This is a genomic window from Mesorhizobium sp. M0615 (genome assembly GCF_040320805.1).
Lineage (GTDB): Bacteria > Pseudomonadota > Alphaproteobacteria > Rhizobiales > Rhizobiaceae > Mesorhizobium.
Map to the genome: position 1 here is coordinate 1 of NZ_JAMYQI010000029.1, position 21,552 is coordinate 21,552.

Annotated in this window: 20 protein-coding genes and 6 pseudogenes; 10 read left to right on the forward strand and 16 right to left on the reverse strand. The window is 58.6% G+C overall.

Annotated features, from left to right (window positions below):
- Positions 1 to 179 precede the first annotated feature (179 nt).
- Positions 180 to 395: pseudogene (locus tag NKI46_RS29815) on the reverse strand (transposase); the annotation flags it as partial.
- Between the two features lie 240 nt (positions 396 to 635).
- On the opposite strand from NKI46_RS29815, the pseudogene NKI46_RS29820 reads away from it, so the two are divergent.
- A pseudogene (locus tag NKI46_RS29820) lies at positions 636 to 1,180 on the forward strand (IS110 family transposase); the annotation flags it as partial.
- Positions 1,181 to 1,208: 28 nt separating this feature from the next.
- Here the strand turns inward: NKI46_RS29820 and NKI46_RS29825 are convergent.
- Positions 1,209 to 1,817: pseudogene (locus tag NKI46_RS29825) on the reverse strand (transposase); the annotation flags it as partial.
- Here NKI46_RS29825 and NKI46_RS29830 point away from each other — a divergent pair.
- A complete protein-coding gene (locus NKI46_RS29830; RefSeq protein ID WP_352749444.1) occupies positions 1,804 to 1,965 on the forward strand; it encodes a hypothetical protein in 162 nt (53 codons plus the stop codon). The pseudogene NKI46_RS29825 and the gene NKI46_RS29830 overlap by 14 nt on opposite strands.
- Positions 1,966 to 1,997: 32 nt before the next feature.
- Here the strand turns inward: NKI46_RS29830 and NKI46_RS29835 are convergent, their stop codons facing one another.
- Together NKI46_RS29835 and NKI46_RS29840 are read right to left on the reverse strand one after the other, a co-directional pair.
- The gene (locus NKI46_RS29835; RefSeq protein ID WP_352749446.1) at positions 1,998 to 2,990 is read right to left on the reverse strand and encodes a succinylglutamate desuccinylase/aspartoacylase family protein; all 993 of its coding nucleotides are present in this window, start codon (positions 2,988 to 2,990) and stop codon (positions 1,998 to 2,000) included.
- A gap of 59 nt (positions 2,991 to 3,049) precedes the next feature.
- A complete protein-coding gene (locus NKI46_RS29840; protein ID WP_352749449.1) occupies positions 3,050 to 4,207 on the reverse strand; it encodes a M24 family metallopeptidase in 1,158 nt (385 codons plus the stop codon).
- 416 nt (positions 4,208 to 4,623) lie between these two features.
- On the opposite strand from NKI46_RS29840, the gene NKI46_RS29850 reads away from it, so the two are divergent.
- The 3 genes and pseudogenes from NKI46_RS29850 to NKI46_RS29860 form a co-directional block, all read left to right on the forward strand.
- On the forward strand, positions 4,624 to 5,634 hold the full coding sequence (locus NKI46_RS29850; RefSeq protein ID WP_352749452.1) for an IS110 family RNA-guided transposase: 1,011 nt from the start codon (positions 4,624 to 4,626) through the stop codon (positions 5,632 to 5,634).
- A gap of 380 nt (positions 5,635 to 6,014) precedes the next feature.
- Positions 6,015 to 6,935: pseudogene (locus NKI46_RS29855) on the forward strand (IS110 family RNA-guided transposase).
- Positions 6,936 to 7,434: 499 nt separating this feature from the next.
- Positions 7,435 to 8,439, forward strand: a pseudogene (locus NKI46_RS29860) (IS5 family transposase); the annotation flags it as partial.
- A gap of 92 nt (positions 8,440 to 8,531) precedes the next feature.
- On the opposite strand, the gene NKI46_RS29865 reads toward NKI46_RS29860, so the two are convergent.
- A complete protein-coding gene (locus tag NKI46_RS29865) occupies positions 8,532 to 8,714 on the reverse strand; it encodes a hypothetical protein (RefSeq protein ID WP_352749455.1) in 183 nt (60 codons plus the stop codon).
- A 404-nt stretch (positions 8,715 to 9,118) separates the two neighbouring features.
- On the opposite strand from NKI46_RS29865, the gene NKI46_RS29870 reads away from it, so the two are divergent.
- The 3 genes from NKI46_RS29870 (at position 9,119) to NKI46_RS29880 (ending at position 12,395) form a co-directional block, all read left to right on the forward strand.
- Complete coding sequence (locus tag NKI46_RS29870; protein ID WP_352749457.1) at positions 9,119 to 10,285, forward strand: M24 family metallopeptidase; 1,167 nt, start codon at positions 9,119 to 9,121, stop codon at positions 10,283 to 10,285.
- Between the two features lie 1,363 nt (positions 10,286 to 11,648).
- A complete protein-coding gene (locus tag NKI46_RS29875; RefSeq protein WP_352749460.1) occupies positions 11,649 to 11,816 on the forward strand; it encodes a hypothetical protein in 168 nt (55 codons plus the stop codon).
- 264 nt (positions 11,817 to 12,080) lie between these two features.
- Positions 12,081 to 12,395, forward strand: a complete 315-nt coding sequence (locus NKI46_RS29880; protein ID WP_352749500.1) for a tyrosine-type recombinase/integrase — start codon at positions 12,081 to 12,083, stop codon at positions 12,393 to 12,395.
- A 144-nt stretch (positions 12,396 to 12,539) separates the two neighbouring features.
- Here the strand turns inward: NKI46_RS29880 and NKI46_RS29885 are convergent, their stop codons facing one another.
- From NKI46_RS29885 to NKI46_RS29895, 3 genes and pseudogenes are all read right to left on the reverse strand, one after another.
- Complete coding sequence (locus tag NKI46_RS29885; RefSeq protein WP_352749462.1) at positions 12,540 to 12,890, reverse strand: IS66 family transposase; 351 nt, start codon at positions 12,888 to 12,890, stop codon at positions 12,540 to 12,542.
- Positions 12,887 to 13,177 (reverse strand): IS66 family transposase zinc-finger binding domain-containing protein, encoded by a 291-nt coding sequence (locus NKI46_RS29890; protein WP_352749465.1) that lies wholly within the window; start codon positions 13,175 to 13,177, stop codon positions 12,887 to 12,889. The genes NKI46_RS29885 and NKI46_RS29890 overlap by 4 nt, the downstream gene beginning before the upstream one ends.
- A pseudogene (locus NKI46_RS29895) lies at positions 13,161 to 13,394 on the reverse strand (IS66 family transposase); the annotation flags it as partial. The pseudogene NKI46_RS29895 and the gene NKI46_RS29890, both read right to left, overlap by 17 nt.
- On the opposite strand from NKI46_RS29895, the gene NKI46_RS29900 reads away from it, so the two are divergent.
- Entirely contained in the window at positions 13,290 to 13,511 is a 222-nt protein-coding gene (locus NKI46_RS29900; protein WP_352749509.1) for a hypothetical protein, read from the forward strand. The pseudogene NKI46_RS29895 and the gene NKI46_RS29900 overlap by 105 nt on opposite strands.
- A gap of 387 nt (positions 13,512 to 13,898) precedes the next feature.
- Here NKI46_RS29900 and tnpA read toward each other — a convergent pair whose 3' ends face one another.
- From tnpA to NKI46_RS29940, 8 genes are all read right to left on the reverse strand, one after another.
- Positions 13,899 to 14,252, reverse strand: a complete 354-nt coding sequence (tnpA, locus tag NKI46_RS29905) for an IS66-like element accessory protein TnpA (RefSeq protein WP_352749467.1) — start codon at positions 14,250 to 14,252, stop codon at positions 13,899 to 13,901.
- Positions 14,253 to 14,647: 395 nt separating this feature from the next.
- Positions 14,648 to 14,890, reverse strand: a complete 243-nt coding sequence (locus NKI46_RS29910; RefSeq protein WP_352749501.1) for a site-specific integrase — start codon at positions 14,888 to 14,890, stop codon at positions 14,648 to 14,650.
- A gap of 178 nt (positions 14,891 to 15,068) precedes the next feature.
- Positions 15,069 to 15,212, reverse strand: a complete 144-nt coding sequence (locus tag NKI46_RS29915) for a hypothetical protein (RefSeq protein ID WP_352749470.1) — start codon at positions 15,210 to 15,212, stop codon at positions 15,069 to 15,071.
- Positions 15,213 to 15,219: 7 nt separating this feature from the next.
- Complete coding sequence (locus tag NKI46_RS29920; RefSeq protein WP_352749472.1) at positions 15,220 to 16,215, reverse strand: ABC transporter ATP-binding protein; 996 nt, start codon at positions 16,213 to 16,215, stop codon at positions 15,220 to 15,222.
- 44 nt (positions 16,216 to 16,259) lie between these two features.
- Positions 16,260 to 17,276, reverse strand: coding sequence for an ABC transporter ATP-binding protein (locus NKI46_RS29925; RefSeq protein ID WP_352749474.1), 1,017 nt, complete (start codon positions 17,274 to 17,276; stop codon positions 16,260 to 16,262).
- Positions 17,273 to 18,166 carry an ABC transporter permease gene (locus NKI46_RS29930; RefSeq protein WP_352749477.1) on the reverse strand — a complete coding sequence of 298 codons (894 nt, stop codon included), beginning with the start codon at positions 18,164 to 18,166 and terminating at the stop codon, positions 17,273 to 17,275. The genes NKI46_RS29925 and NKI46_RS29930 overlap by 4 nt, the downstream gene beginning before the upstream one ends.
- Position 18,167: 1 nt before the next feature.
- The gene (locus NKI46_RS29935) at positions 18,168 to 19,094 is read right to left on the reverse strand and encodes an ABC transporter permease (protein WP_352749480.1); all 927 of its coding nucleotides are present in this window, start codon (positions 19,092 to 19,094) and stop codon (positions 18,168 to 18,170) included.
- Between the two features lie 42 nt (positions 19,095 to 19,136).
- Complete coding sequence (locus NKI46_RS29940) at positions 19,137 to 20,708, reverse strand: ABC transporter substrate-binding protein (protein WP_352749483.1); 1,572 nt, start codon at positions 20,706 to 20,708, stop codon at positions 19,137 to 19,139.
- Between the two features lie 510 nt (positions 20,709 to 21,218).
- Between NKI46_RS29940 and NKI46_RS29945 the strand changes: the two genes are divergently transcribed.
- Positions 21,219 to 21,497, forward strand: coding sequence for a 3-oxoacyl-[acyl-carrier-protein] synthase III C-terminal domain-containing protein (locus tag NKI46_RS29945; protein ID WP_352749504.1), 279 nt, complete (start codon positions 21,219 to 21,221; stop codon positions 21,495 to 21,497).
- Positions 21,498 to 21,552: the final 55 nt, after the last annotated feature.

Here is a 21,552-nt window from a genome sequence, read left to right on the forward strand (position 1 = left end):
ACGTCTCGCAAGCCATGATCCTTGTCGCTATGGGCGGCAATCTCATCCGCCGAAACGCTCATCCGTGAATTTCAAAACGGACTCTGAGGCGCCGGCATATCGTTTTCCTGTCGATTTCCAGGCAGGTCGGATCGTGTCCCCGGGAGTGGTGTAGCTGACGGCTTGGTCGGCCGGGGTGATCAGCGTGCCACGGCTGGCAGGCTGATAAGCGGATGATCGCTCATTTGGCTGATGGTTTCCAGCGTCATGTATCTGGCGCGCTGCACGGACCATTCGTCGTTCTGTTCGAGCAAGATCGCGCCAACCAGGCGGACGATGGCGTCATCATTTGGGAAGATGCCGATAACCTCGGTGCGCCGCTTGATCTCGCCGTTGAGGCGCTCGATCGGGTTGGTAACCGGTATGATCATGACGGTGCCATCCGATCCCCGCTGAGCGATTTTTGGCGTATGGTGCGACCATCCGGGACAGGGGCACTGGGAGCACGCCAAGTGCGGGCAGGCCGATGTATTCGATGGCTGCGAGCTCGCGTTAGTAGCTGGCCGCCCCTGCGACCTGCCCGGTTGCGCCGAGAGCGCGGATCCGTAGGTGTCGCGTCGCCCGCCGGCTCCCGACTGTTTGAGGAGAGGGAGCCGATGAGACGTGTGATTGGAATGGACATCAACCGAACCTTTGCGGAGGGTTTGGGAAGACGGCCGGCTGCGCCATCACGGACGGGTCGACATGACCCGCTCGGGACTTCGGCCGCAGTTTGCGACGGACGGATGAGGTTGTCGTCGAGGCGACGGGCAACGCCATGGCGGCAGTGCGAGTTCTGTCGCCCTATGCCGGCCGGGTGATTGTCGCCAACCCGATGCAGGTGAAGGCGATCGCCCATGCCAGGATTAAGACCGACAAGATCGATGCCGGCGTTCTGGCGCAGCTCTATGCCAGCGGCTTTCTGACGGAGGTCTGGGTACCTGACGAGCGGACCGAGCGGCTTCGCCGCCTCGTCGCGCGGCGCAACCAGGTAGTTCGGCATCGCACGCGCGTGAAGAACGAGGTGCATGGCATCCTGCAGGCGCACCTCGTGCCGAAGTGCCCGCATGCCGATCTGTTCAACAATCGCGGTCGCGCCTAGCTCGAGCGGCAGGTGCTTCCCGACGACGAGCTGGCCGCTATCGCCCGCCACATCCGCGAGATCTAAGCGGAGACGACGCGGCGCCATTGCCGGCATGGACCAGCACGTTGAAGTGGACTCGGCACCTCTGCCATGTCGCGCACAGCACCTTGGTGACGGCCGCCGTGATTCCCTCATGGGCATCGGAGACGACGAGCTTGACGCCGCGCAGGCCGCGGCGGGTCAGCTTGCGCAGGAACTCCGTCCAGATCGGCTCGGCCTAAGACGTGCCGACCTCCATGCCCAGCACCTCGCGCCGGCCGTCCGCGTTGACGCCGACAGCGATGATGACGGCGACCGAGAGGATGCGGCCTGCGCGGCGCACGGCATCGATCCACAGATATGGCCAGTCGCCCTCGATGGGTGTTTCAAGGAACGCTGGACGGCGCGGTTCTAGGAAACCGGGGAAATAGGAGCCCTTTCTGAGCTTGGGGATGCGCAGCTCGACGGTGCCGGCGCGCGTCTCCCAGTCGCACTCGCGATAGCCGTTGCGCTGGGCCGTGCGCAACGGGCTCTTCTCGCCATAGCCGGCGCCGGTGGCGGCCCCAACCTCCAGTTCCATCAGCCGCTCGGTGGCAAAGCCAATCATCTCGCGCAAGAGATCGGAATCCGGAGTCTTCTCCACGAGCGCACGCAGGTTCATCATGTCGTCGGTCATCGATGGTTCCTTCGAATCAGGTTGGTGTCAGCAACCCGACCTTACCGGCGAACTGTCGATGACCACCGCAAAGCCGCTCGCTCGCTACAGCGCTATCGAGGGCGCGCTCGCGAACGGCTTCGCTACCGCCGAGCTACACCACCTGTAGGGACGCGACCCAGGGCGTCGCACTCCCTATTCTCAAAGCTTAAGTGGTCGTGCAAAATAAATTAATTCCTCGTCGCTCTCGACATACCCTCCTGATCGGACAGCGTAGATGAAAGATGTGGTGGGCGCATAAATGTCAACAGCACCACCCGATAGCGACTCTAGGGGATGCAGCACGCCTACAAGATCTCCCTGCTTCACTTCATCGAGTATTGAGCAACGAGGTTCAAAGATGCCCCGTGCGGGGGATTGCAGTTCGTCAGACGAGAGCGTTTTCAGCGTCCGGGTGGATTGTCGCTGACGGAAGATTGGATGCTCCGCTTTTCCTTCCACCAGTCCGAGCGCTATAAGCGCATTGTGCACCCCGGCTTCATAAACGGCCAGTGCATCGGCACTAACAGTGCCGCCGCCGAATTCACTGCAGACGAACACCTTACCCTGATTTTGGGCCACGATATCGAACATTCCAGCCGTGTCGTGATAATCCCAGACCAATGTTACAGGTAATTTGAATGCTTCGGCCATCCGGACCGTCCTGGCCATCAGCTCGGCATCAGCAACAGGATGCATCACGACCGACGGCGCACAATTCCATGTCGGTGCGAAGCTGTGCAGATCAAATACGATATCCGCCATTGGCAACAACACGCGCGTAACCGCGTCTGCGATCCTTTCGCTTACTGACCCGTCGGCACGTCCAGGAAACACTCGATTGAGATTCTTGCCATCGAGCGGCGTGTTGCGAGTCCAGGCCTGCACGGCCAGTGGATTGATTTCAGGTGCGATGATCACCCTTCCACAAGTTTGCGCTTCAGGCAGCCATTCCACAAGTCGCCGAGCTACGATTGGCCCTTCCAGTTCGTTGCCATGATTTCCACCAGTAATGAGAAGACGCGGCCCGTCCCCTTTGTTGAGGCTGAATACAGGAAGAGAGAGAGCCTCGCAGTCGACCCCCTCGGGAACAATAAGATGACCCGTGCTCAAGCCATAAGCTTCGGCATCAAATGTAAGTGCTGTACCGGTCATAATTCACCATACTTTACATCCTTACTTGGTGGATTTCTCTAACGCATCACAAATAATAATCATGCGAAATAGAGCCTGCGTGATGTAGTGCTAAGTATCTCCGCGCCACCCTCGGTCACCAGAATTTGTTCGCCAGCCCCGAAAAGGTAACCGCTTTCGCCACGCAGAATAATCGGCATGTGAAAGGTCATACCGGCCTTTAGTAGGTACTCAGTTCCTGGCTCAAAACTCAGATAACCGCGTTCGCTCCAATTAATGCCGGTGCCATAACCCGTCCGCTGCCGAAAAGCGTCCCGTCGCCCGGAACGGCCCATGACTTTGCATGCGGCTGCATGCACCTCACCAGTTACCACGCCCGGCTTAATAGCCGCGATCGCGGCCTCAAGCACCTCCTCGGACAACTGATGCAATGATTCCGTCTCAGGATGACGCCCGAGCACTGCGCAGCGGAGCAAACCCGCCGCGTAGCCTTGTTTTGAACCTCCGACTTCCATAAAGGCGGGCTGATTATTCCTAATTTGATGCCTCGTTGGGTGACCATGCGGCAGTTTTACTCTTTCGCCAAACACTATGTAGACGTCAGTCGAGATTTCTCCGCCAGACGCTCTTACCTTTTTCTGTATCTTATTTAGAACATCTACTTCCGAAACGCCGTTTCGTAGTGACTGCTGGAATGTTTTTACAGCCAAGTCGGTCATGGTCATAGCATCGCGCATCGCTTGTATTTCCAAATCTCCCATGACGGAGGCGACGGAGGAAATTATAGAAGTCGCATCGGTGACTTTTAGTTCGGGGAGAAGCGCCTGAATCGCGCTCACATCTGCGGGCGCAAGGTTCCAGGAGTTAAGCTGTAGCCCGACTTTCCGGGACTGCACTTCATAACGTCGGAGAACGTCGGCGCACACCTTGGCGAAGTCATCCTGATAAGTATACGTTGTAATATCATCAATGCAACTTTCCGACCGCACAGCATCAACCTCGTATTCCCGAACCACGTAAGTAGGTGGCCGCCCAGGAATGAGGATCAACGGAAACGGTCGGTAATATCCGCCCTGTCCATTGTATCCAGTAAAATACTGTAAATGACCGTGCGCGGTGACCAAAATCGCGTCAAGTCCAACGCGCTCCATCTCCTCGAACATCTTCTGCTGCCGCCGCGCATACTCTGATTTTGGGAATGGGAGGCTGACGAAAGGAATCGACGAGTGGTGGCTCATGCATTACCTCATAAGTTCGCTCTAAGGATGTCTGCGCCTCAAGTGCATGGCAACGTCCGCTGGCTGCATCGTTTGGCGCATTTCTGACGACATCAACGATTGCGTCCAATTCAGTTTATGTATCGCGAGCATCTAGCGACGAGATGGCGGCTGCCGACACTCCTCTAGAGCAGATTCGACTTATTCCGGGTCATAGCCGGCTGCCCCGAAACAGTGCCTGCATTCCTCGGCTGTGAAAGCTGCGAGGCAGTTGGGCACGACCGACCAGAGTTCGTGGATGGTTCGGGCTGCAGCCTTCTCAGGAGGGCCTTGAGCTTCGAGAAAGCCATCTCGATTGATGGTGTGGATGGCTCCTGCTCCCGGCGTCGCATTGCGCCATAGTTGGGATGTTGTCGTCCCGAGCAAAGGAGCCATCCATGTCAGAACTTGCCACAGTTGGCATCGACCTCGCAAAGAGTGTCTTCCAGATCCATGGTGTCGATGGGAACGGTCGGGTTCTCGTACGCCGTCAGCTTCGCCGCAGCCAGTTGCTGGTGTTTTTCCAGAAGCGTCCACGATGCCTGATCGGCATGGAGGCTTGCGCAGGTTCTCACGATTGGGGGCGCAGGCTTCTGGAGATGGGGCACGACGTCCGGCTGATGCCGCCCTCCTATGTGAAGCCTTACGTGAAGCGCGGGAAGACGGATGCTGCGGATGCGGCCGCCATCTGTGAAGCCGTGACACGCCCCTCCATGCGGTTTGTCGCCATCAAGAGCGAAGCCTGCTCGTCGGTTCTGGTTCTTCACCGCACGCGAGACTTTCTGGTTCGCCAGCGCACGCAGATCGGCAACGCGATCCGGGCCCACATGACGGAGTTCGGCGTCATCGCGGCGAAGGGCGCGCAGAACGTCAATCGACTGAAGGATCAACTGGATCAACTGCCGGAAGTAGCTCGAATGCCTGTGAGTTTGCTCTTCGATCAGTTGGCCGAGACGGACAAGCGGATCGAGCGGCTGACCGATGAGCTCGAAGAGACCTACGCGCAAAGCGAGAAAAGCCAGCGTCTAGCCACAATCCCAGGTGTGGGGATGCTGTCGGCGACGATCATCGCGGCGACGACGCCGGATGTCGACAATTTCGGCAGCGCAAGGGACTATGCCGCCTGGCTCGGCCTCACTCCCAAGCCGCACTCCACCGGAGGCAAGCAGAGGGTGGGCCGGATCTCGAAGATGGGCAATCGTTATATCCGACGCTTGCTGTATCTGGGCGCCATGGCGCAAATCATGCTCAGATGCAGACTCAAGCGCGAGCCGAGCTCGGACTGGCTATCGGGCATGCTGATGCGAAAGAAGACGAAGATCGTCGCCGTCGCTTTGGCGCATCGCATGGCACGAACAATATTCGCCGTCCTGAGGGACGGATCGCGTTACGAGCCGCAGTCAGCCTGACAGGCTCTCGGAATGGTCAGGGCAAAGTGAAGTGATGGCGAACAAACGGAGACGAAGAACCAGGACACCCCGATCAATCCGAAGCGCCTCGAGCGCGCTCGATTGAGTGGGACCTGTTCTCCAAGCGGATATTCATCAGGGCGCGCAGCGATCCCGTTGCACATTCAGACGCCGTATACATGGCCGCAACCGACCTGTTCACCAAACCCGATCCGATACCCTTGACCCGCAGGAGCCATCCATACACGGGTTGAAGTCGGGCGAGTATGGCGGCAGGCACACCGCTGATCCTGTGGGCCGGCAGGTTGATTGGGTGGGCGCCCCTCCGGCATCGCTGTGCCGAAGTGGTGTCGTTGATCATCACTTGAACGGAGGCGTCCATGTTGGAAGTTAACATAGTCGGATTGGACCTGGCGAAGAACGTGTCCAGGTGCACGGCGTTGCCATGGAAGCGTGCGCCGGCAGCCACTACTGGGCGCGGGAGATTGCGAAGCTCGTGCACGAAGTCCGGCTAATCGCTCCGGGATACGCAAAGCCATTTGTGAAGCGTCAAAAGAACGATGCGGCTGACGCTGAAGCGATCTGTGAAGCTGCTCAGCGGCCAACCATGCGCTTCGTAGCGGCAAAAAGCGAAGAGCAGCAGGCTGCGGCAATGGTGTTCCGCGTCCGCCTTGTGGTTCGAGCGGACCCATACGATGAATGCAACCCGGCCATCTTGCGGAATTTTGGACTTGTGGATGCGCAAGGCCTCTTCCACTTCGCTAAACTTGTTACGGCGATCGAGCAGATGGCCCCCTCCCCGAAGCCGACCGCCCGATCCTGTCTTTACTCGTTGAGCAGTTGCGGTCGCTGGATGCGAGAGTGGCAGAGCTCGACCGTGAGATTGCCCGGCGCGCCAGAGAGGATGCGGAAGACAAGCGCTTGATGACGATCCCGGTATAGGACCGATCACCGCGACGGCGCTTGCCGCGTTGGCCCCGTCCGCTCAGACCTTCAAGAGAGGCCGGGACTTCGCGTGCTCGGACTAACGCCGCTGCAACGTTCTTCGGGCGGCAAGCAAAAGCTCGGCGAGACATCCCGCATGGGCGAGCAAACCCTGCGACAGCTGCTGATTATTGGGGCCAGCGCCGCTGTGCGCTGGGCCATGCGGAAGGGATCGACCGGGCATCCGTGGCTTTCGCGGACGCTTGAGCGCAAGCCACCCATGCCGGTCATCGTCGCCTTGGCCAAGAAGACGGCGCCCATCGTGGGCATTGATGGCCAAAGGCGGAACCGATCGGACGCCGGCCATAGCAGGATAGTCCGCTCCTCGAGCGGGCTGCCATGGTGTGAGAAGGTCGAACGGAGAGTATGGCGCTACGGTCAAAGAGACGGGTTCGGGAAGAACCAGATCATGGATACGCGCCTTGAGCGCGCGAGGTTGAATTGGACCCGATCCTCGAACTCCCATACGGGCCCGCGGCATGTGATAGCCGCAACAGAGGCCGGACACATGTCAGCACCCGACCACGCTTCGCGCTCTTCGAAAAGATTCCTCTTGCACCAACGGGGGCGTCCACACATGTCCATGGCCACGATGTCGCCGGGGCGAAGCTCGGGTGCGACAACCTTCGCGGCTTGTTGCCCTCGTCCGAGCAGGGATGCCTCATATCCGGTTTCTGTTCGTCAGGTCGCGGTTTTGCCCCACGCTTCCTTCAGACACCACCTCGCGATGATGCCCTTGCGCTTCACTAAGCCTTCGCCTCCATCAGGTTGGCAAGGGGAATTTTTACCCCAAGCGATTGAACATGCTGGGCACACAACGAGGCGCCTCCGGCGCTTGATCGGGATTTCCGTGCGCTGTACTCGCCGATCGGAGGGCACGTCGATCCCGCCGGAGAAGCTGTTGAGGCGATGCTGCTGCAGGCGTTCTATTCGATCCGCTCGGAGCGGCTTTGATGGAAGGGCAAGAAATATGACCTTCTATTCCGCTGGTCCGTCGGCATCATGACGGAGCGTGGCACCATTCGGTGTTCTCGAAGAACCGCGACCGGCTGCTCGAGGGCGATATCGCGGCGAAGTTCTTGGCTGCGGCTGGCACAGCCCAAGGTGAAGAAGCTTCTGTCGACGGGTCACTTCTCGTTCGACGGCACGTTGATCGAGACTGGGCTCGATAAAAGAGCATGACGCCTAAGGGCCCGTCTTCGGGCGATAACCCAGGGCATCGCTCGAGCGAGCCGCCGGCGGAGGGTGGCGGGTAACGCCGAATTGGACTTCCACGGCCAGAAGCGGTCGAACGACACGCATGCTTCGACCACCGATCCCGACGCCAGGCTCTATCGCAAGGGGCAAGGCAGGGAGGCGAAGCTGTGCTTCATGGGACACGAGCTGATGGTGAACCGAAATGCCTTGCTGGTCGATGCCTGCCTGACGTTCGCCGACGGCCATGCCGAGCGCGTGCCCGCCCTGCACATGATCTAGCCGCGCACCGACCGACCGCTGGCAGTCACGCTCGGCGCAAACTAGGCCTACGACACAGAGGACTTCGTCAATGAACTGCGCTCGATGAAGGTGACGCCGCATTTGGCGCAGAACACGAACGGCGGCCGCTCGGCGATCGACGGGCGCACGACACGGCATCGCGGCTACGCTATCAGCCAGCACATCCGGCAGCGCATCGAGGAAGTGTTCGGCTGGATCGACACGGTTGCCGGTGAGGGGAAGACGAAGTTCCCTGGCCGCGACCGTGTCGGCTGGGCCTTCACGGTCAGCGCTGCTGCCTACGATCTAGTGCGGTTACGGAAGCTGTTGACGCTGTCACCATGACCGTGCCGGCAGGCTGCCGATTGATCGGCCGCTGGCGGATCGTCGAGGCGGCGTGGGATCGCGGGTACCTCGTCTCGGTGGGCCCGCCGCGATCACCATAGCGCCGATAATCCGGCGAGATCGCCTTTGGCGAAGCCGTTGGGGATGATGTTCAGGCACTGGCGCTCCTCGACGAACAGACGCTCGAGCAGGTTAGTCGAGCAGGTACCGATCGCCCGGCGTTGGTTCACCAGGAAGTGCAGGTGGGCGATTGCTGCCTCGAGGAAGCATGCCACTCGCGGTCGTATTTGGCGCCGTACTCGGCCTCGACGCCGGCGTTTAAGCGCCAAGGCTTCAGACTACACCCGAGACTGCTCCACGTGCCGCCCTAAGCTCCCGCTTTCAATCCGATTGAAGCCGCTGCGAGCAAAGGCCGACAAACCATGCTTCGCTATCGACGCACCAACTTGCGCGCAGAGTCTGCGAGATGTCGTCTTCTCAGGCGCGTCGCCGCAGAAACGCTTTGAACCTACGGTGCCGCGTGAAAACCTTAACATAGTGTCAGCCTACGCAGATTTTAATCACAAATGAGCCACAAAACGCCGCATGTCGGCACTCGATAGCATTACAGTTGGGAATTTGCGAGTGGAGCAAATTCCAGCCGGATCCGAATTCTGAAACTAGGCGCGAAGGAGTCTTTATGGCAGTCGTTAAAGGTCCTCAGGTGTTCCCGCGGCCAGAATACCTACGTAGGCTCGCTGCGGTGAAAGTGAAGATGGCTGAGCGTGACATCGAGGCGGTTGTCATCACTGAAAGCGCACACATCACTTACCTAACAGGATCGATCTCTCCACCAGACGCGCGCGGCCTTATCATCTTCGAATCGCGAGAGGAGCCGGTGTTCATTTTGCGTTGGTTGGATGTTGCCCTTACTGAGCAGGAAACTTTTCTCGATCGGGACAACATATTGGCCTATTCTGAAGAGTTTGTAGGGGGTCCCGACACGAATGGTTACGACGCCGTTATTGATTTTTTGCTGGATCAGGGCCTCAGCAAGGCATCAATCGGTTTAGAGCTGAGCGACTTAACCGTCGCTTCTTTTGAAAAGTTCAAAACTCGACTGCCACAAATTCGTATCGTCGACTTTTCACATGAAGTCGAGCGGATCCGCTCGATTAAGTCTGATCTTGAGATCGCCGTTATGCGGGAGGCGGCGGCGATAGCCGACGCCGCAGTTCTTCGCGCCTTAGAGATAATGCGTCCAGGCGTCAAAGAGGCTGATGCAATAGCAGAGATTGTAGGAGCTCTTGCCCGAGGGGCAAATGGCAAAATCGGAACCTGGTTAGCAGAGCCTTTCCTTTGTGCTAGCTCCCGTATCGGCAGTCCGCATACCCATTGGAGCGAGGACACCCTTCAACAGGGTTCGCAGATAAATCTTGAGATCGCGGCGGTTAGGCATGCCTACCACGCTGCGATTTGCAGGACATATTCCCTTGGCAACCCATCTGATCGCCTACTGCGCATGCATGCGGCTCAACTCGCTGGGTTAGAGGCTGGACTGAGCGTGATTCGCAGCGGAGTGATTAGCGATGAAGTAGCCGGGGTCATCCATCGCACAACCGAAAAGTATGGGTTCAAGAAGCGTTCGCGCTGCGGTTACGGTTTGGGTATCGGCTGGTGGGAGCAGGCAACCAGTCTAAAAATCGGCGACAGCACAGTCCTACAGCCTAACATGACATTTCATTTACATCTCGGATCTTGGATAGAGGAAAACTTCGGCTGCGTAATTAGTGAAAGCATACGGGTTACCGAGTCAGGCGTGGAGCTTCTGACAAAGGCGCCTCGGGAGCTTTTTGTAATCGACTGACCTCGGTTTGTGGCAACACTACTTCCAGACGATAATCTCAACAATTGGGGATCAAATGGCGTCTCGAAATATGGGCTCCCTGGGCATATTGGAACTTCAACAGGGAGCAACACGATGCGAGTTCCCCGAGCCCCACCCTGAATGGGTGCAGGCTTTCGTTGGGATCACTCTTATTTCGGAAGTAGTCGCTGGAGCATGGGCGGAGGACGTGATCCGAGGCAATACAAGCCTTGAGGGAGCCTGTATTGCCGCTGCCGGACGCTTAGTGAAGCGAGGCGCCACAGTAATAACCTCAGACTGCGGATTCCTTATTCGCCATCAGAAGGCGGTGGCTGCTTCAGTTCCTGTCCCTGTCGTGATGTCAAGTCTGCTGTTGGCGTCAACATTGCTTCGGCAACTGCCGCGCGAGGCGAAGCTAGCCGTCCTGACCGCCGACTCTAGGCACTGCACTGCAGATTTCCTTGGGCTCGATGATCCGAATGACCGGGCGCGGGTAGTCATCGATGGTATTGAGAACAGCAGCTTGTTACAGGAGCTAAACGAGGCATACACGCCGCAAAGCCAGATAACAGCTCCGGCAATGACGGACGCAGCTGCTCTCGAGATAGAAGTCGCGGCGTGCGTCGCTCGCCTCCGTGCCGCGCATCCAGAAGTTGGGGCGTTACTATTCGAATGTACGGCGTTTCCTTTGGTCGCATCGGCAATCCGCAAGTCCACAAGGCTACCAGTTTACGACATCACCGACCTGTGCCGCATGACTTTGTCAACCGCCTTCACGGCAACTTAGGCGGCAAATAAACGATCTAAGACCCCACCCTGCGTAAGCGCCAAGCTGACCCCATCTAGCGCGGCATGTTCTTCAGAAGCACTTCACCTGCGCTGCAGCGATGTCAATCTCGATGGAGCGTTCCTTACGGTTCGGAACACGAAGTTCCGCAAATCCAGGCATGTGCCCATACGCGCCACCGTCGTAGCCAAGCTACGGCGCTATCTGGCGGTTCGGGCGCGTCCTGGTGCACTCACCGTAGGACTCACCGCTGTTCCTGTCTCCGGCGGGTGGATTCATCGCGAGCGGAGGATCAATAAGGTTTACCAGAAGCTTCGCACCAACCTGGTTGGACCGCGCGGGGCGGCCATGGCAAGGTGCGTATTCATGACCTGCGCCACACCTTCATTTGCCGCCGTATCCAGCTCTGGCACGAGCACGGTAGAGGCGAACAGCTCGAATCGTTTGCCAGCGCATGACTGACCCCAAGCTGGCATCGTCCTTCCCCATCCTGCTGCAACGCTTTTTCGTCGAGCATCTGGGCAATCAGCGAGCCGTCGTTCACGCACCATCGCCGCCTACCGCGATACCCGATTGTTGCTTGACTTCGCCGATGCGACGATTGGAAAGGCGCCCACCCGGCTGACCCTGGCCGACCTCGATGCGCAGTTGATCCTGAGCTTCCTCGACCACTTGGAGAAGGAGCGGAGCAACGGCGCCCGTACTCCGCAACGCCCGCCTGGCGGCACTTCGCTCTTTCCTTAAGTATGCCGCCCACTACGATCTGACCGCGCTCCCCGTCATCGAAGAGGTGCTGGCCATTGCGATGAAACGGTTCGACCGGCCGGTCCTGGGATTTCTGTCATGCGAGGAGATGCAGGCGATCCTTGAGGCGCCGGATGCGCGGACATGGGCAGGTGAGCGGGATCGCGCACTGTTCAGTCTGATGTACAACACCGGCGCCCGTGTGTCTGAAGCCATCGCCTGCGCGTCGGCGAGGTCGCCGTCGATGGCTCGGCGGTCGCGCACCTGCAAGGAAAGGGGCGCAAAGATCGCAGCGTGCCGCTCTGGCGGACGACCGCCAACCTGATTCGCAACTGGAAGCGCCGGTTGGACTATGGGGGCAAGGAGAACTTCCTGTTTCCGAACAGAGGCGGCGGATGCATGGCGCGTTCGAACGTCACCCAGCGCCTTGAATTTGCGGTCTCGGCCTCCGCGGAACGTTACCCGCAACTCGCGCGTCGCTCGATTTCGGCGCCTCACACCATCTGCCATACCACGGCAATGCATCTTCTGCAGTCCGGCGTCGACATCAGCGTTATTGCCCTATGGCTGGGTCAATGAGAGCCCCGCCACGACGCACATGTACCTTCAGGCGGATCTCGCCATGAAGGAGCGTACGCTCAACGGCTGCAGCCCATGACGGCCAGTCAAACCCGGTATCGACCGCCGGACCAGCTCATGCAGTTCCTGTTGAGCCTTTAAAAATTATGCGCAGTTCACCAGTTGGAATTCGTTCGGGTGACCGATGGTTACACGCTCCTGTCCCGATGAGCTGCGCATAATCATCGGGTGTGCATAATCACGCACATAGGTCCATAATCGGCCGGCATCGGTCTTGCCCTTGGCCAGGACCGGCACCGTCGTGTCGTCGCCGTGCAGACGTGAAGCGGCCAGCACATGGGCTTCGAGCCGCTTGAACAGCGGCATCAGCGCCGCGACGCCGGCGCCGACCTCGTCGGCGAGCGTCGACAGGCTGAGCGGCACGCCTTGGCGGGCATAGCGTTCAGCCTCGCGGTTGAGGGGCTGATGCTGGCCGAACTTCTCGAACAGGATCATCGCCAGCAGGCCGGGAGCGGCCCAGCCGCGCGGGGTGGCGTGGAACGGCGCCGGAGCCTGCTGATCGCCTCGCAGTCGCGGCAGGTGAACTTCTCCCGCACGTGCTGGATCACCTTCCATTGCCGCGGCACCACCTCCAGCGTCTCGGTGATATCCTCACCCAGCCTGCGCAGCCGATGACTGCCGCAGCAGTGGCAAGCGGTCGGCGCCGGCTCGACCACGCGTTCGCGCGGCAGGTGCTCGGGAAATGGCTGGCGCGCCGGTCGTTTGCGCACATAAGGCGCCACCTCGGTGGTCCGCGCCGCTGCCTGTTCGGCGGCGACATCGTCTTCCGTTGCCGTGCTCGAAGGTGAGTTCCATCTGGTCGTGCAGGCGGGCGGCAGGTTCAGAACTTTGACCATGCAGCGCCCGCTGCAGCTTCCGGATCGTCAGATCCTGATGTGCGATCAGCGCCGCATCATCCGATGCCTTGGCCCTGGCGACCGCCAGTTCGGCCTCGACCAGCGCAGCGCGTGCGGCCTCGTCTTCGGCTCTGGCCAGCGCCGCGGTCAGCGCTGCTCTCAGCGCGCCAATATCGTCCGGAACAGCATCCTGGGCGGTGGCAACCATGCCCTGGAGTGAATCATAAAACGCGTCCGCTGACTCGCGGAAAATGGCGCAAACTCAAAGAAAAACTCAGCCCGCGCGCTGCGGTCGGAACGTGTGACGCGGGTTGCGCCATTCGATCCCGTCGAGCATGTAGGCGAGCTGCGCCGGTGATATGGAAACCGTGCCGTCCGCCGGCGACGGCCATGAAACCGGCCCTTCTCGAGCCGTTTTGCATATAGCGACATGCCGAGCCCATCATGCCAGATAATCTTCCATCAGGTTGCCGTTGCGGCCGCGGAAGACATAAAGATCGCCGGCATGCGGACCCGGCCTAACGTCTCCTGAACAGGCCTTGCATTCCGCGACGCATATCGGTCCGGCCAACCGCCAACCAGATCCGCACCTGGCTCGGAACCGGGATCATGAAACGCCCAGCGCCTTCACCATCGCCGCCGCCAGTGTCGGCGGCGTGGTCAGCGGTATCCGCAGCCGCACCTTGCCGGCGATCTCCAGCTCGATCACCGCTGGTGGCGCCGCCAGCACCGAAGCGGCGAAAGGCTTATCGGGCACCACGACGACTTCGGCAAAGCCCGTCCCGCGGGCTCTCACCGTGCGGCGCCACTTATAGATCAGGCTGGTTGCGACATCGTACTGACGCGCTACCGCCGCCACTATGGCCCCGGGCGCGAATACCGCAGCCAGGATCCGGCACTGATCCTCTTCACGCCAACGACGACGACGCTCCGGTCCGGTCAATAACGTCACATGGCTCATGGTGTGCTGCTAACTACGCTCGAAAGAACGACCTTAAGAGCGCAGCTTCGCTACCGGGCCATGCTCCCGCAAGGCGGCCTTCGCCGGAGGGTATCGACAGGGATGCGGAGCGGCTCGGCTTTGTCGAGGTCACGCCGACAGCGTCTGCGTCGGTGGAGATCGAGCTGGGTGGCGTGGTCATTCGCGCCGGTGCCGATATCAATGAGGAGCAGCTGGTGCGGATTATCCGGGCGGTTCGCCAGGCATGATCCCGGCTGGCGTGAAGGTCGCCAGTCATCCCGTCGATTTTAAAATAGAAAAGGTCCCGACGGCCTTTGGCACTGGTGCGCGATGCCGGCTCGGATCCATTCTTATGCGTCGGGCGAGATTATGTTGCGGAGCCGCCCTGACGCCCGTCAGGGCCGGCCAAACCCAGCTTGCCTCCGCCATATAATATTTAGATGCTGTTCAGCAGTTTCAGAAAGGCGTCGTCCGGTCGGAAACGCACGCCGTGGTCGCCGGCGACGCCCGCCCTTCTCGAGTCCGTTGCGCATCATCTCGACATCCGCGGCGGCGTAGCGGTGGGTCGTGGCGACCTGTGCGTGCCCGAGCCAGGCTTGGATCGTCAAAAGGTCCACGCCGGACTGGAGAAGCTTCATGGCGAGGGAGTGCCGGAAGATGTACGGCGATATGGGCTTGTCGGCCAAGGCCGGCCTGATAGCCACGGCCCGGCGGCCGCACGCCGCACGATATGGGTTGCTCCGAAACGAGTCAGGCGCTCGTTGCGGGCGCCGACGAATATCGGTCGCGGCTCGTGATGAGCGATCCCGCGCTCGCTCAAAAGGTCGTCAGCGCTCGCGCCAGATCCTTGGAATAGGGGACGACGCGGTCTCTACGCCCCTTGCCGCGCAGCAGCACTTGCGGGTGCGACCGCTCCAACTGAAGATCGTTTGCGTGGGGATAGGAACTTGTGACATGCATGGCGCGGCTACCTCTTTTCAGTTGGTCCGACTGGAGATAGCGGCATGCCCGCAAGAGTTGCGCCCCTTTGAACAAGTGGTAAATGGCATCTGAAGCTGTGCTTCGCGTCACGCGGACTTGCTGAAGGTTCTGGAAAGACGTTTTTGCAGACGTCCTGCGCATAGCGGCACCGCGTGTGAAACTCACAGCCGGATGGCCGCCTCATCAGGCTAGGCACCTCGCCCTTAAGCTCAATCCTATTGAGCACCGCATCCGGGTCAGGCTCGGGATTGGCCGCAAGCAGCGCTTCGGTATAGGGGTGACGTGGTTGATTAAATACATGCTCGGTCGAACCCACTTCAATGAAGCGGCCGAGATACATGATCGCCATGCGGTCGGTTATGTGTCGCACCACATTAAGATTGTGAGTGATGATGAGGATCGCAATTCCGAGTTCATCCTGCAGGCGCGTTAGAAGGTTGAGCACCTCGCTTTGCACCGACACGTCGAGGCCTGCGGTCGGCTCATCGGCAATAATCAAGTGCGGCTCCAGCGCAAGAGCGCGCGCGATACCCACCCGCCTGGCCTGCCCCCCAGAAAGCTGATGAGGATATCGGCTCGCAAAATCCGGCGGCAAACCGACCATCCGAAGCAGACGCTCCGCTTCGCCTCCGGCCTCGCGAGCCTTTGATCCATGGACGCGAAACGGCTCCGTCAGGAGTGAGCGAACAGTCAGCCTTGGTGAAAGCGATCCGATCGGATCCTGGAATGTCATCGCCATGCGCCGCAAGTAGGGCTTGCGTTCGGCCGCGCTGAGTTGCGTGAGTTCCTGCCCATCGAACCGGATGCTGCCGCCCACCGCCCGTTGCAAACCGATGATCGTCCGCGCAATGGTGGATTTGCCTGAGCCACTTTCGCCGACAAGGGCCAGGGTCTCTCCCTGGTGAATTTCAAACGACACACCGCAGACCGCGTCGATGAAGGGAGACTTCGTGCCGGTAGCGAGCGCTTTCAGCGGACCCATGGTACGGAAGCGAACCCGGAGATCTTGGACGCAAAGCAGGGCACTCATACCGACACCAACCGCTCTTTCTCGAGGAGATGGCATCGAGCGATTTGGTCCACGCCGATGCGGTACTCAACCGGTTTCTCTTGCAAGCAGCGATTGAATGCCTGTCGGCAACGTGTGCGGAAGATGCATCCCACATTGCGGCCAAGCAGGTTGGGAACCTCACCGGGAATGGTAGGCAAGGTGCGTCTGCTTTTTCGGACCAGCCCTGGGTCGCACTCAAGCAGCGCCCGCGTGTAGGGGTGCGCAGGGTTGTGGAAAATGTCCCGGACTTCACCCTGCTCCACGACTTCGCCCGCATACATGACGGCGACCCGGTCGCACAATTCAGCGACAGCGCCGAGGTGATGGGAAACAAACAGGATAGAACAACCAATTTCTTTTTGCAGCTCCTTGAGCAAATGAATGATCTGCACCTCCAGGGTTGCATCAAGTGCCGTGGTTGGCTCATCCGCAACGAGGAGAGCTGGTTTCACAAGAAGCGCCATGGCAATGCAAACGCGCTGACGCATGCCACCAGAGAATTGATGCGGAAAGCCTCTAATTCGGCTTTGCGGATCGGGAATTCCGACCCGGTGAAGCATCTCGAGGGCGAGGGCGCTCTTTTGGCTCCGGCTTCGTTTGTCATGGTGCTGGACATCGATCATCTGGCTCTCGATAGTCCGCACCGGATTGAGTGCAGTCATCGGATCCTGAAAGATCATCGAGAGACGATTGCCGAGCAGGCTCCGACGTGCCCGAGTGCTCATTTTGAGCAGGTCTTCACCTTCGAGTCGAATGCTTCCGGCTGTCACAGCTGCGTTATCTGGAAGTAGTCCCATCACCGTATGGACGAGCGTCGATTTTCCAGATCCACTCTCGCCGACTATACCAATCACCTGTGAGGCCGGGACATCGAGGGAGACGTCGCGCAGGGCATGGATCCGCCCACGCGGTGTGCCAAAATCAACATTTAGGTCTCGTATCTCAAGAAGCGGGCGGGCGAACGTTTGCCGTATCAGACGGTCGTGTCTCATAGGTCTTTCCGCAATTTGGGATCGAATATATCGCGCAACGCCTCGCCGAGGAACGTGAAGCCGAGCGTTGCGAGAACAATCGGAACCCCGCTGGCGATCACTAACCAAGGAGTTTGGCTGATGTAACTAAAGCCGTCGTTGAGGGTAGCTCCCCAATCGGGCGTCGGTGGCCTCACGCCCATGCCCAGAAAGCTGAGGCCAGCTTCTACGGCGATCACAGCTGGCACATCCATGCTCACCAGAATGAGAAGCGGGCCGAGGACATTGGGCAGGACGTGCACAGCCAGGATGCGCGTTGTGCCTGCGCCCATACACCGTTCTGCCGCAATGAATTCACTGCTACGCAGTGCTTCGGTCTGAGTGCGCACGACACGAGCGTAGATGGGCATAGACGTTACTGAGATGACTAGAATAACACTCGGTAAGCTGGGCCCTAGAAGCGCGATCATCGCAAGTGCGAAAATGATACTAGGGAATGAACGAATCGTATCGAAAAATAGCAAAAGCAAGTTGTCGAGCCAGCGCGGACCGAACCCCGCCATCAAACCAAGAACTAGGCCGACTGCAAGTGAACTGCCGAGAGATGCGAAAGCGACGAGGAGCGGGACACGTCCGCCCATCACTACGCGAGAAAACGTGTCGCGACCTAGTTGGTCCGTGCCCAATAGAAAATCCATTGAAGGTGGCGCCAGACGAGGTCCGATCATGATCCGGATCGGGTCATGAGTGATCATCAATGGAGCGAAAATTGCAATCAGTGCTATGAGCAGCACAAGCATCAATCCAAGCATCCCGAGGCGGTTTTTGCGAAACTGCCGCCAAAAGGTGCGAAAGACACCGGTAGCTACTGCATGGTTGGGATCAGGACGGATGATTTCAACGATCGCCATCTCAGAGCTTTTCCCGGGTTCGCGGGTCAAGGAAAGCGTTGACAATATCAGAAAACGTCGTGGCGGAAACAATAAGGAACGTGCTGACGAGCACGACGCCCATCACAATCGGATAGTTGCGCGTGTTAACCGAGTTTACAATCAACGCGCCGATGCCAGGTCTCGCGAAGACCACCTCGATAAAGACTGCAGACGAAAGAAGCCATGCAATGCCTACCCCGAGGATGGTCACCGTTGGCAGGATCGCGAGGGGCAGCGCGTAGTGCGCAACGATACGCCATTCGGATATCCCGAACGAGCGGGCCATGCGCACGTGGTTTTCACCCATAATTTCAAGCATAGATGCGCGTAATAGTCGGGAGATGTAGCCGACCCAGCCAATGCCCATAGCGAATCCTGGGAGGATTAGATGTATGAGTCCATCCCAGAAGCCATTGCCGGCACCGATCGCTGGCAGCCAGCGCAGTATCACTGCAAAAATCAGCAGGGCGTAGACGGCCATCACGAAGGAAGGAATTGCGATTGTAGCGACCGTCAAGACGCCGGCCACCTGGTCGACAAAGGAGTTGGGCCGCATCGCTGAGTAACAACCAAGCGGCACAGCTATCACGACCGCCCACAAGATCGAGACGAAAATTAGTTCGATCGTAAAAGGCAATTGTTCGAAGACTACGTCGGCAACAGGTCTACGGCTTAATACGTCGAACCCGAGATCACCACGAAGAAGCCCGCCGAAAAAGCCGGCAATTTGCGCGACGAGCGGCTTATCAAGTCCCATTTGCTCGTGGAGTTGTGCCATCATTTCGGGAGTCGCTCGCGGCCCAAGCAGTACCGCGGCAGGACCGCCGGGCACCGCTCTGATCATCAGGAACAGAAGCGTTACTGCGATCGCAACGGTTGCGATCGCAAGGAGGATACGCTTGCCCAAATATAGCCACATATTTTGAGTCCGATTTTTCGCTGCCTAAGCCTAAACCGGCTTGAAAGCGAGATACAGCGGATACCCATCCGGGCGCGTTGCGGCCTGCATTCTTGTAGTACGGTACGCTATCGGCGCCCCCCCGTGGGTCAGAAATCGATAGGCGCCAGACTCCTCCATGATATCCTGCACCTCGTGGTAAAGCTTAGCTCGCTCATCCAGGTCATCAACGGTGACGGCTTTTGCAATGAGTTCATCGAAGCGAGTGTCGCGGAAGCGTTCCCAGTTCCATATGCCGACATATTCTGACGTAAACCATTGTAATGCGTAATGCGGGTCCGGGAGGCTCATGATGTCATTGACGATGAGCTGTATGTCCTTCCAGCGCTGACCTTCTGATTCCATGCCAATTGTGTAAAATGAGCCGGAATCCTGCATATTGACATCGACTCTGATGCCGACTTCGGACAACTGCGCCTGCACTGTCTGGGCTATGGTGGAATGAGTACTGTCGTTGAGGCAATCGATAGTCAGAGTCAAATCGCTCACGCCGGCTTTTTCCAGAAACGCCTTAGCCTTTGTAAGATCACCCTCAGGCGAGATTAGCGCCTTTTCGCGATGCCCGACAATGCCTGGAGCGATGACTCCCGTTGCCACAGCAGCGTGACCTGCATAGGCAGCGTCCAAGACTTGCGGCACGTTAGTCGCCCACTGAATTGCCTTGCGGACATTAATGTCCTTAAGTTTCGGATGATCTACGTTCATGCCCAGCCAGATATAACGCAGCGAAGAACGCTCCTCGAGCTTTGTATCCGGAGGTGGATTTTCTTTGAAAGTCGTAAGCGAATCGAGAGTAATCTTGGTGAAATCTATATCGCCCGCCTGATAGGCGCGCTCCGCCGTCTTATCATCGTCGATCGGAACAATGCGGATTTCGTCAAAGCCAGGCTTTGCGCCAGCCCAGTCCGGATTGCGGGTTAGCAGCATGTACTGCTTCGGCTTCACCTCGGCGAGCATATACGGACCCGAGAAAGCGGGCGGCGTCATGCCGAAATTACCGCCGTCTTTGGTTGCTTTCATTACGGCATCCTCGGAGACGATAGTTCCAACACCAAAGGGCAGCGCAATAGTCCAGATCGGAACGAAGGGCGACTTTAAGACGACTACCCCCGTATGGTCATCCTCGATTTCGACGCGGTCTAGCGGACCCCAATCAGCCTTTGAAGGCGAATTGTGCTTGATCACTCGCTCGAAAGAGAACTTGACATCCTTAGCGGTCAGTTCGCCGTAGCCGCCGGAAAATTTTATGCCTTTCTTCAAACTGAAGCGGATATGCGTGGGATCGACCTGCTCGATCTTTTCCGCGGCCTCCAGTTCCCAGCTCCACTCGGAACCCGGCTTGAAGTGCGTGAGCTTCGAGTAAATACAGGCCATCACTTCTACTTCTTCGTTTGCAGTATAGAAGCCAGGGTCAAGTGTGGTAACATCCCAAGCAGAGCGCGCCTTCAGCACCTTGCCCTCAGAAGCCCAGATGGCTTTGGACAGTGGCATTCCAGCGACTACACCGCCGCCAACCAATAAGCCAGTCTTGAGAAAGGCCCGACGGTCTACGACAGCCTCCATGATTTATTTCCTTCCCAAGTTTAAGAGTTTCTCTCATTCATTGGCGAAGCACTTCGGGGTGTAAATACCCCAAGCCGTGAGCAGTGCTTTCGAAGGCGAGCGGCGTTTTCGATTTGCTGTAGACTTCATACGGGATCGAATAGACAAACGGACCTCGCCAACGGCCCACTCACCTCGGCGCCACATGCAATGAACCTCCCCGATTCATCGAACATTTCATGCTGCCTCCCATCCTCCCATCAAAATTTTTCTTTGTCTATTAACGCGTCAGCGCGCCGGTCCGTCGACTACAGCCTTCTGGACAACGTACGTCAAATTCTGTTTGCATATGGTTATTATCTGGCTATGAGATGCTTTGCTGAACTCGACAAGCTGTGATACCCGCGCAATTTATGGGGTGACCCATAGCTGACGTATGCCCCGCTATCTCGCCAACAAACCGTTCACAGCGACCTCGACCTTGCGCAAACGCGCATCACGACCACCGACGGCGTACAAGCCGTCGAGATGATGACCGATTTCTCGATCAGCGCACTTGCCGCTGCCGCAGTGCGACCACAGGACACCGGGCGGTTCGTACTGCATCAGGCGAATGCCGCATTTTGCGACGCGGTCAGCAGGAATCTCGAGCGTAGCAGATCAAGCGTTCGTCAGACCATCGACGAATACGGCAACTCTTCCGCCGCAACAGTTCCACTCTCCCCCAGCTGGTCCGTCGCACGGAGCCGCTTCGATGGCATTGAGGTCCCACACCACCCATTGACGACGATGCCGCCGTCGACCAAGTAATCCAAGTAGTTGAAGTGCAGGACATGCTGGTGGTCCTGGCCTTCGATGCAGCAGG

Bases quoted from the DNA above. Each gene is read 5' to 3' on its own strand.
- NKI46_RS29830 (WP_352749444.1), top strand. From the start codon at position 1,804: ATGTCGTCGGTCATCGATGGTTCCTTCGAATCAGGTTGGTGTCAGCAA.
- NKI46_RS29835 (WP_352749446.1), bottom strand. From the start codon at position 2,990: ATGACCGGTACAGCACTTACATTTGATGCCGAAGCTTATGGCTTGAGC.
- NKI46_RS29840 (WP_352749449.1), bottom strand. From the start codon at position 4,207: ATGAGCCACCACTCGTCGATTCCTTTCGTCAGCCTCCCATTCCCAAAA.
- NKI46_RS29850 (WP_352749452.1), top strand. From the start codon at position 4,624: ATGTCAGAACTTGCCACAGTTGGCATCGACCTCGCAAAGAGTGTCTTC.
- NKI46_RS29870 (WP_352749457.1), top strand. From the start codon at position 9,119: ATGGCAGTCGTTAAAGGTCCTCAGGTGTTCCCGCGGCCAGAATACCTA.
- NKI46_RS29885 (WP_352749462.1), bottom strand. From the start codon at position 12,890: ATGATCCTGTTCGAGAAGTTCGGCCAGCATCAGCCCCTCAACCGCGAG.
- NKI46_RS29900 (WP_352749509.1), top strand. From the start codon at position 13,290: ATGCAGCGCCCGCTGCAGCTTCCGGATCGTCAGATCCTGATGTGCGAT.
- tnpA (WP_352749467.1), bottom strand. From the start codon at position 14,252: ATGAGCCATGTGACGTTATTGACCGGACCGGAGCGTCGTCGTCGTTGG.
- NKI46_RS29910 (WP_352749501.1), bottom strand. From the start codon at position 14,890: ATGAAGCTTCTCCAGTCCGGCGTGGACCTTTTGACGATCCAAGCCTGG.
- NKI46_RS29915 (WP_352749470.1), bottom strand. From the start codon at position 15,212: ATGCATGTCACAAGTTCCTATCCCCACGCAAACGATCTTCAGTTGGAG.
- NKI46_RS29920 (WP_352749472.1), bottom strand. From the start codon at position 16,215: ATGGGTCCGCTGAAAGCGCTCGCTACCGGCACGAAGTCTCCCTTCATC.
- NKI46_RS29925 (WP_352749474.1), bottom strand. From the start codon at position 17,276: ATGAGACACGACCGTCTGATACGGCAAACGTTCGCCCGCCCGCTTCTT.
- NKI46_RS29930 (WP_352749477.1), bottom strand. From the start codon at position 18,166: ATGGCGATCGTTGAAATCATCCGTCCTGATCCCAACCATGCAGTAGCT.
- NKI46_RS29940 (WP_352749483.1), bottom strand. From the start codon at position 20,708: ATGGAGGCTGTCGTAGACCGTCGGGCCTTTCTCAAGACTGGCTTATTG.
- NKI46_RS29945 (WP_352749504.1), top strand. From the start codon at position 21,219: ATGACCGATTTCTCGATCAGCGCACTTGCCGCTGCCGCAGTGCGACCA.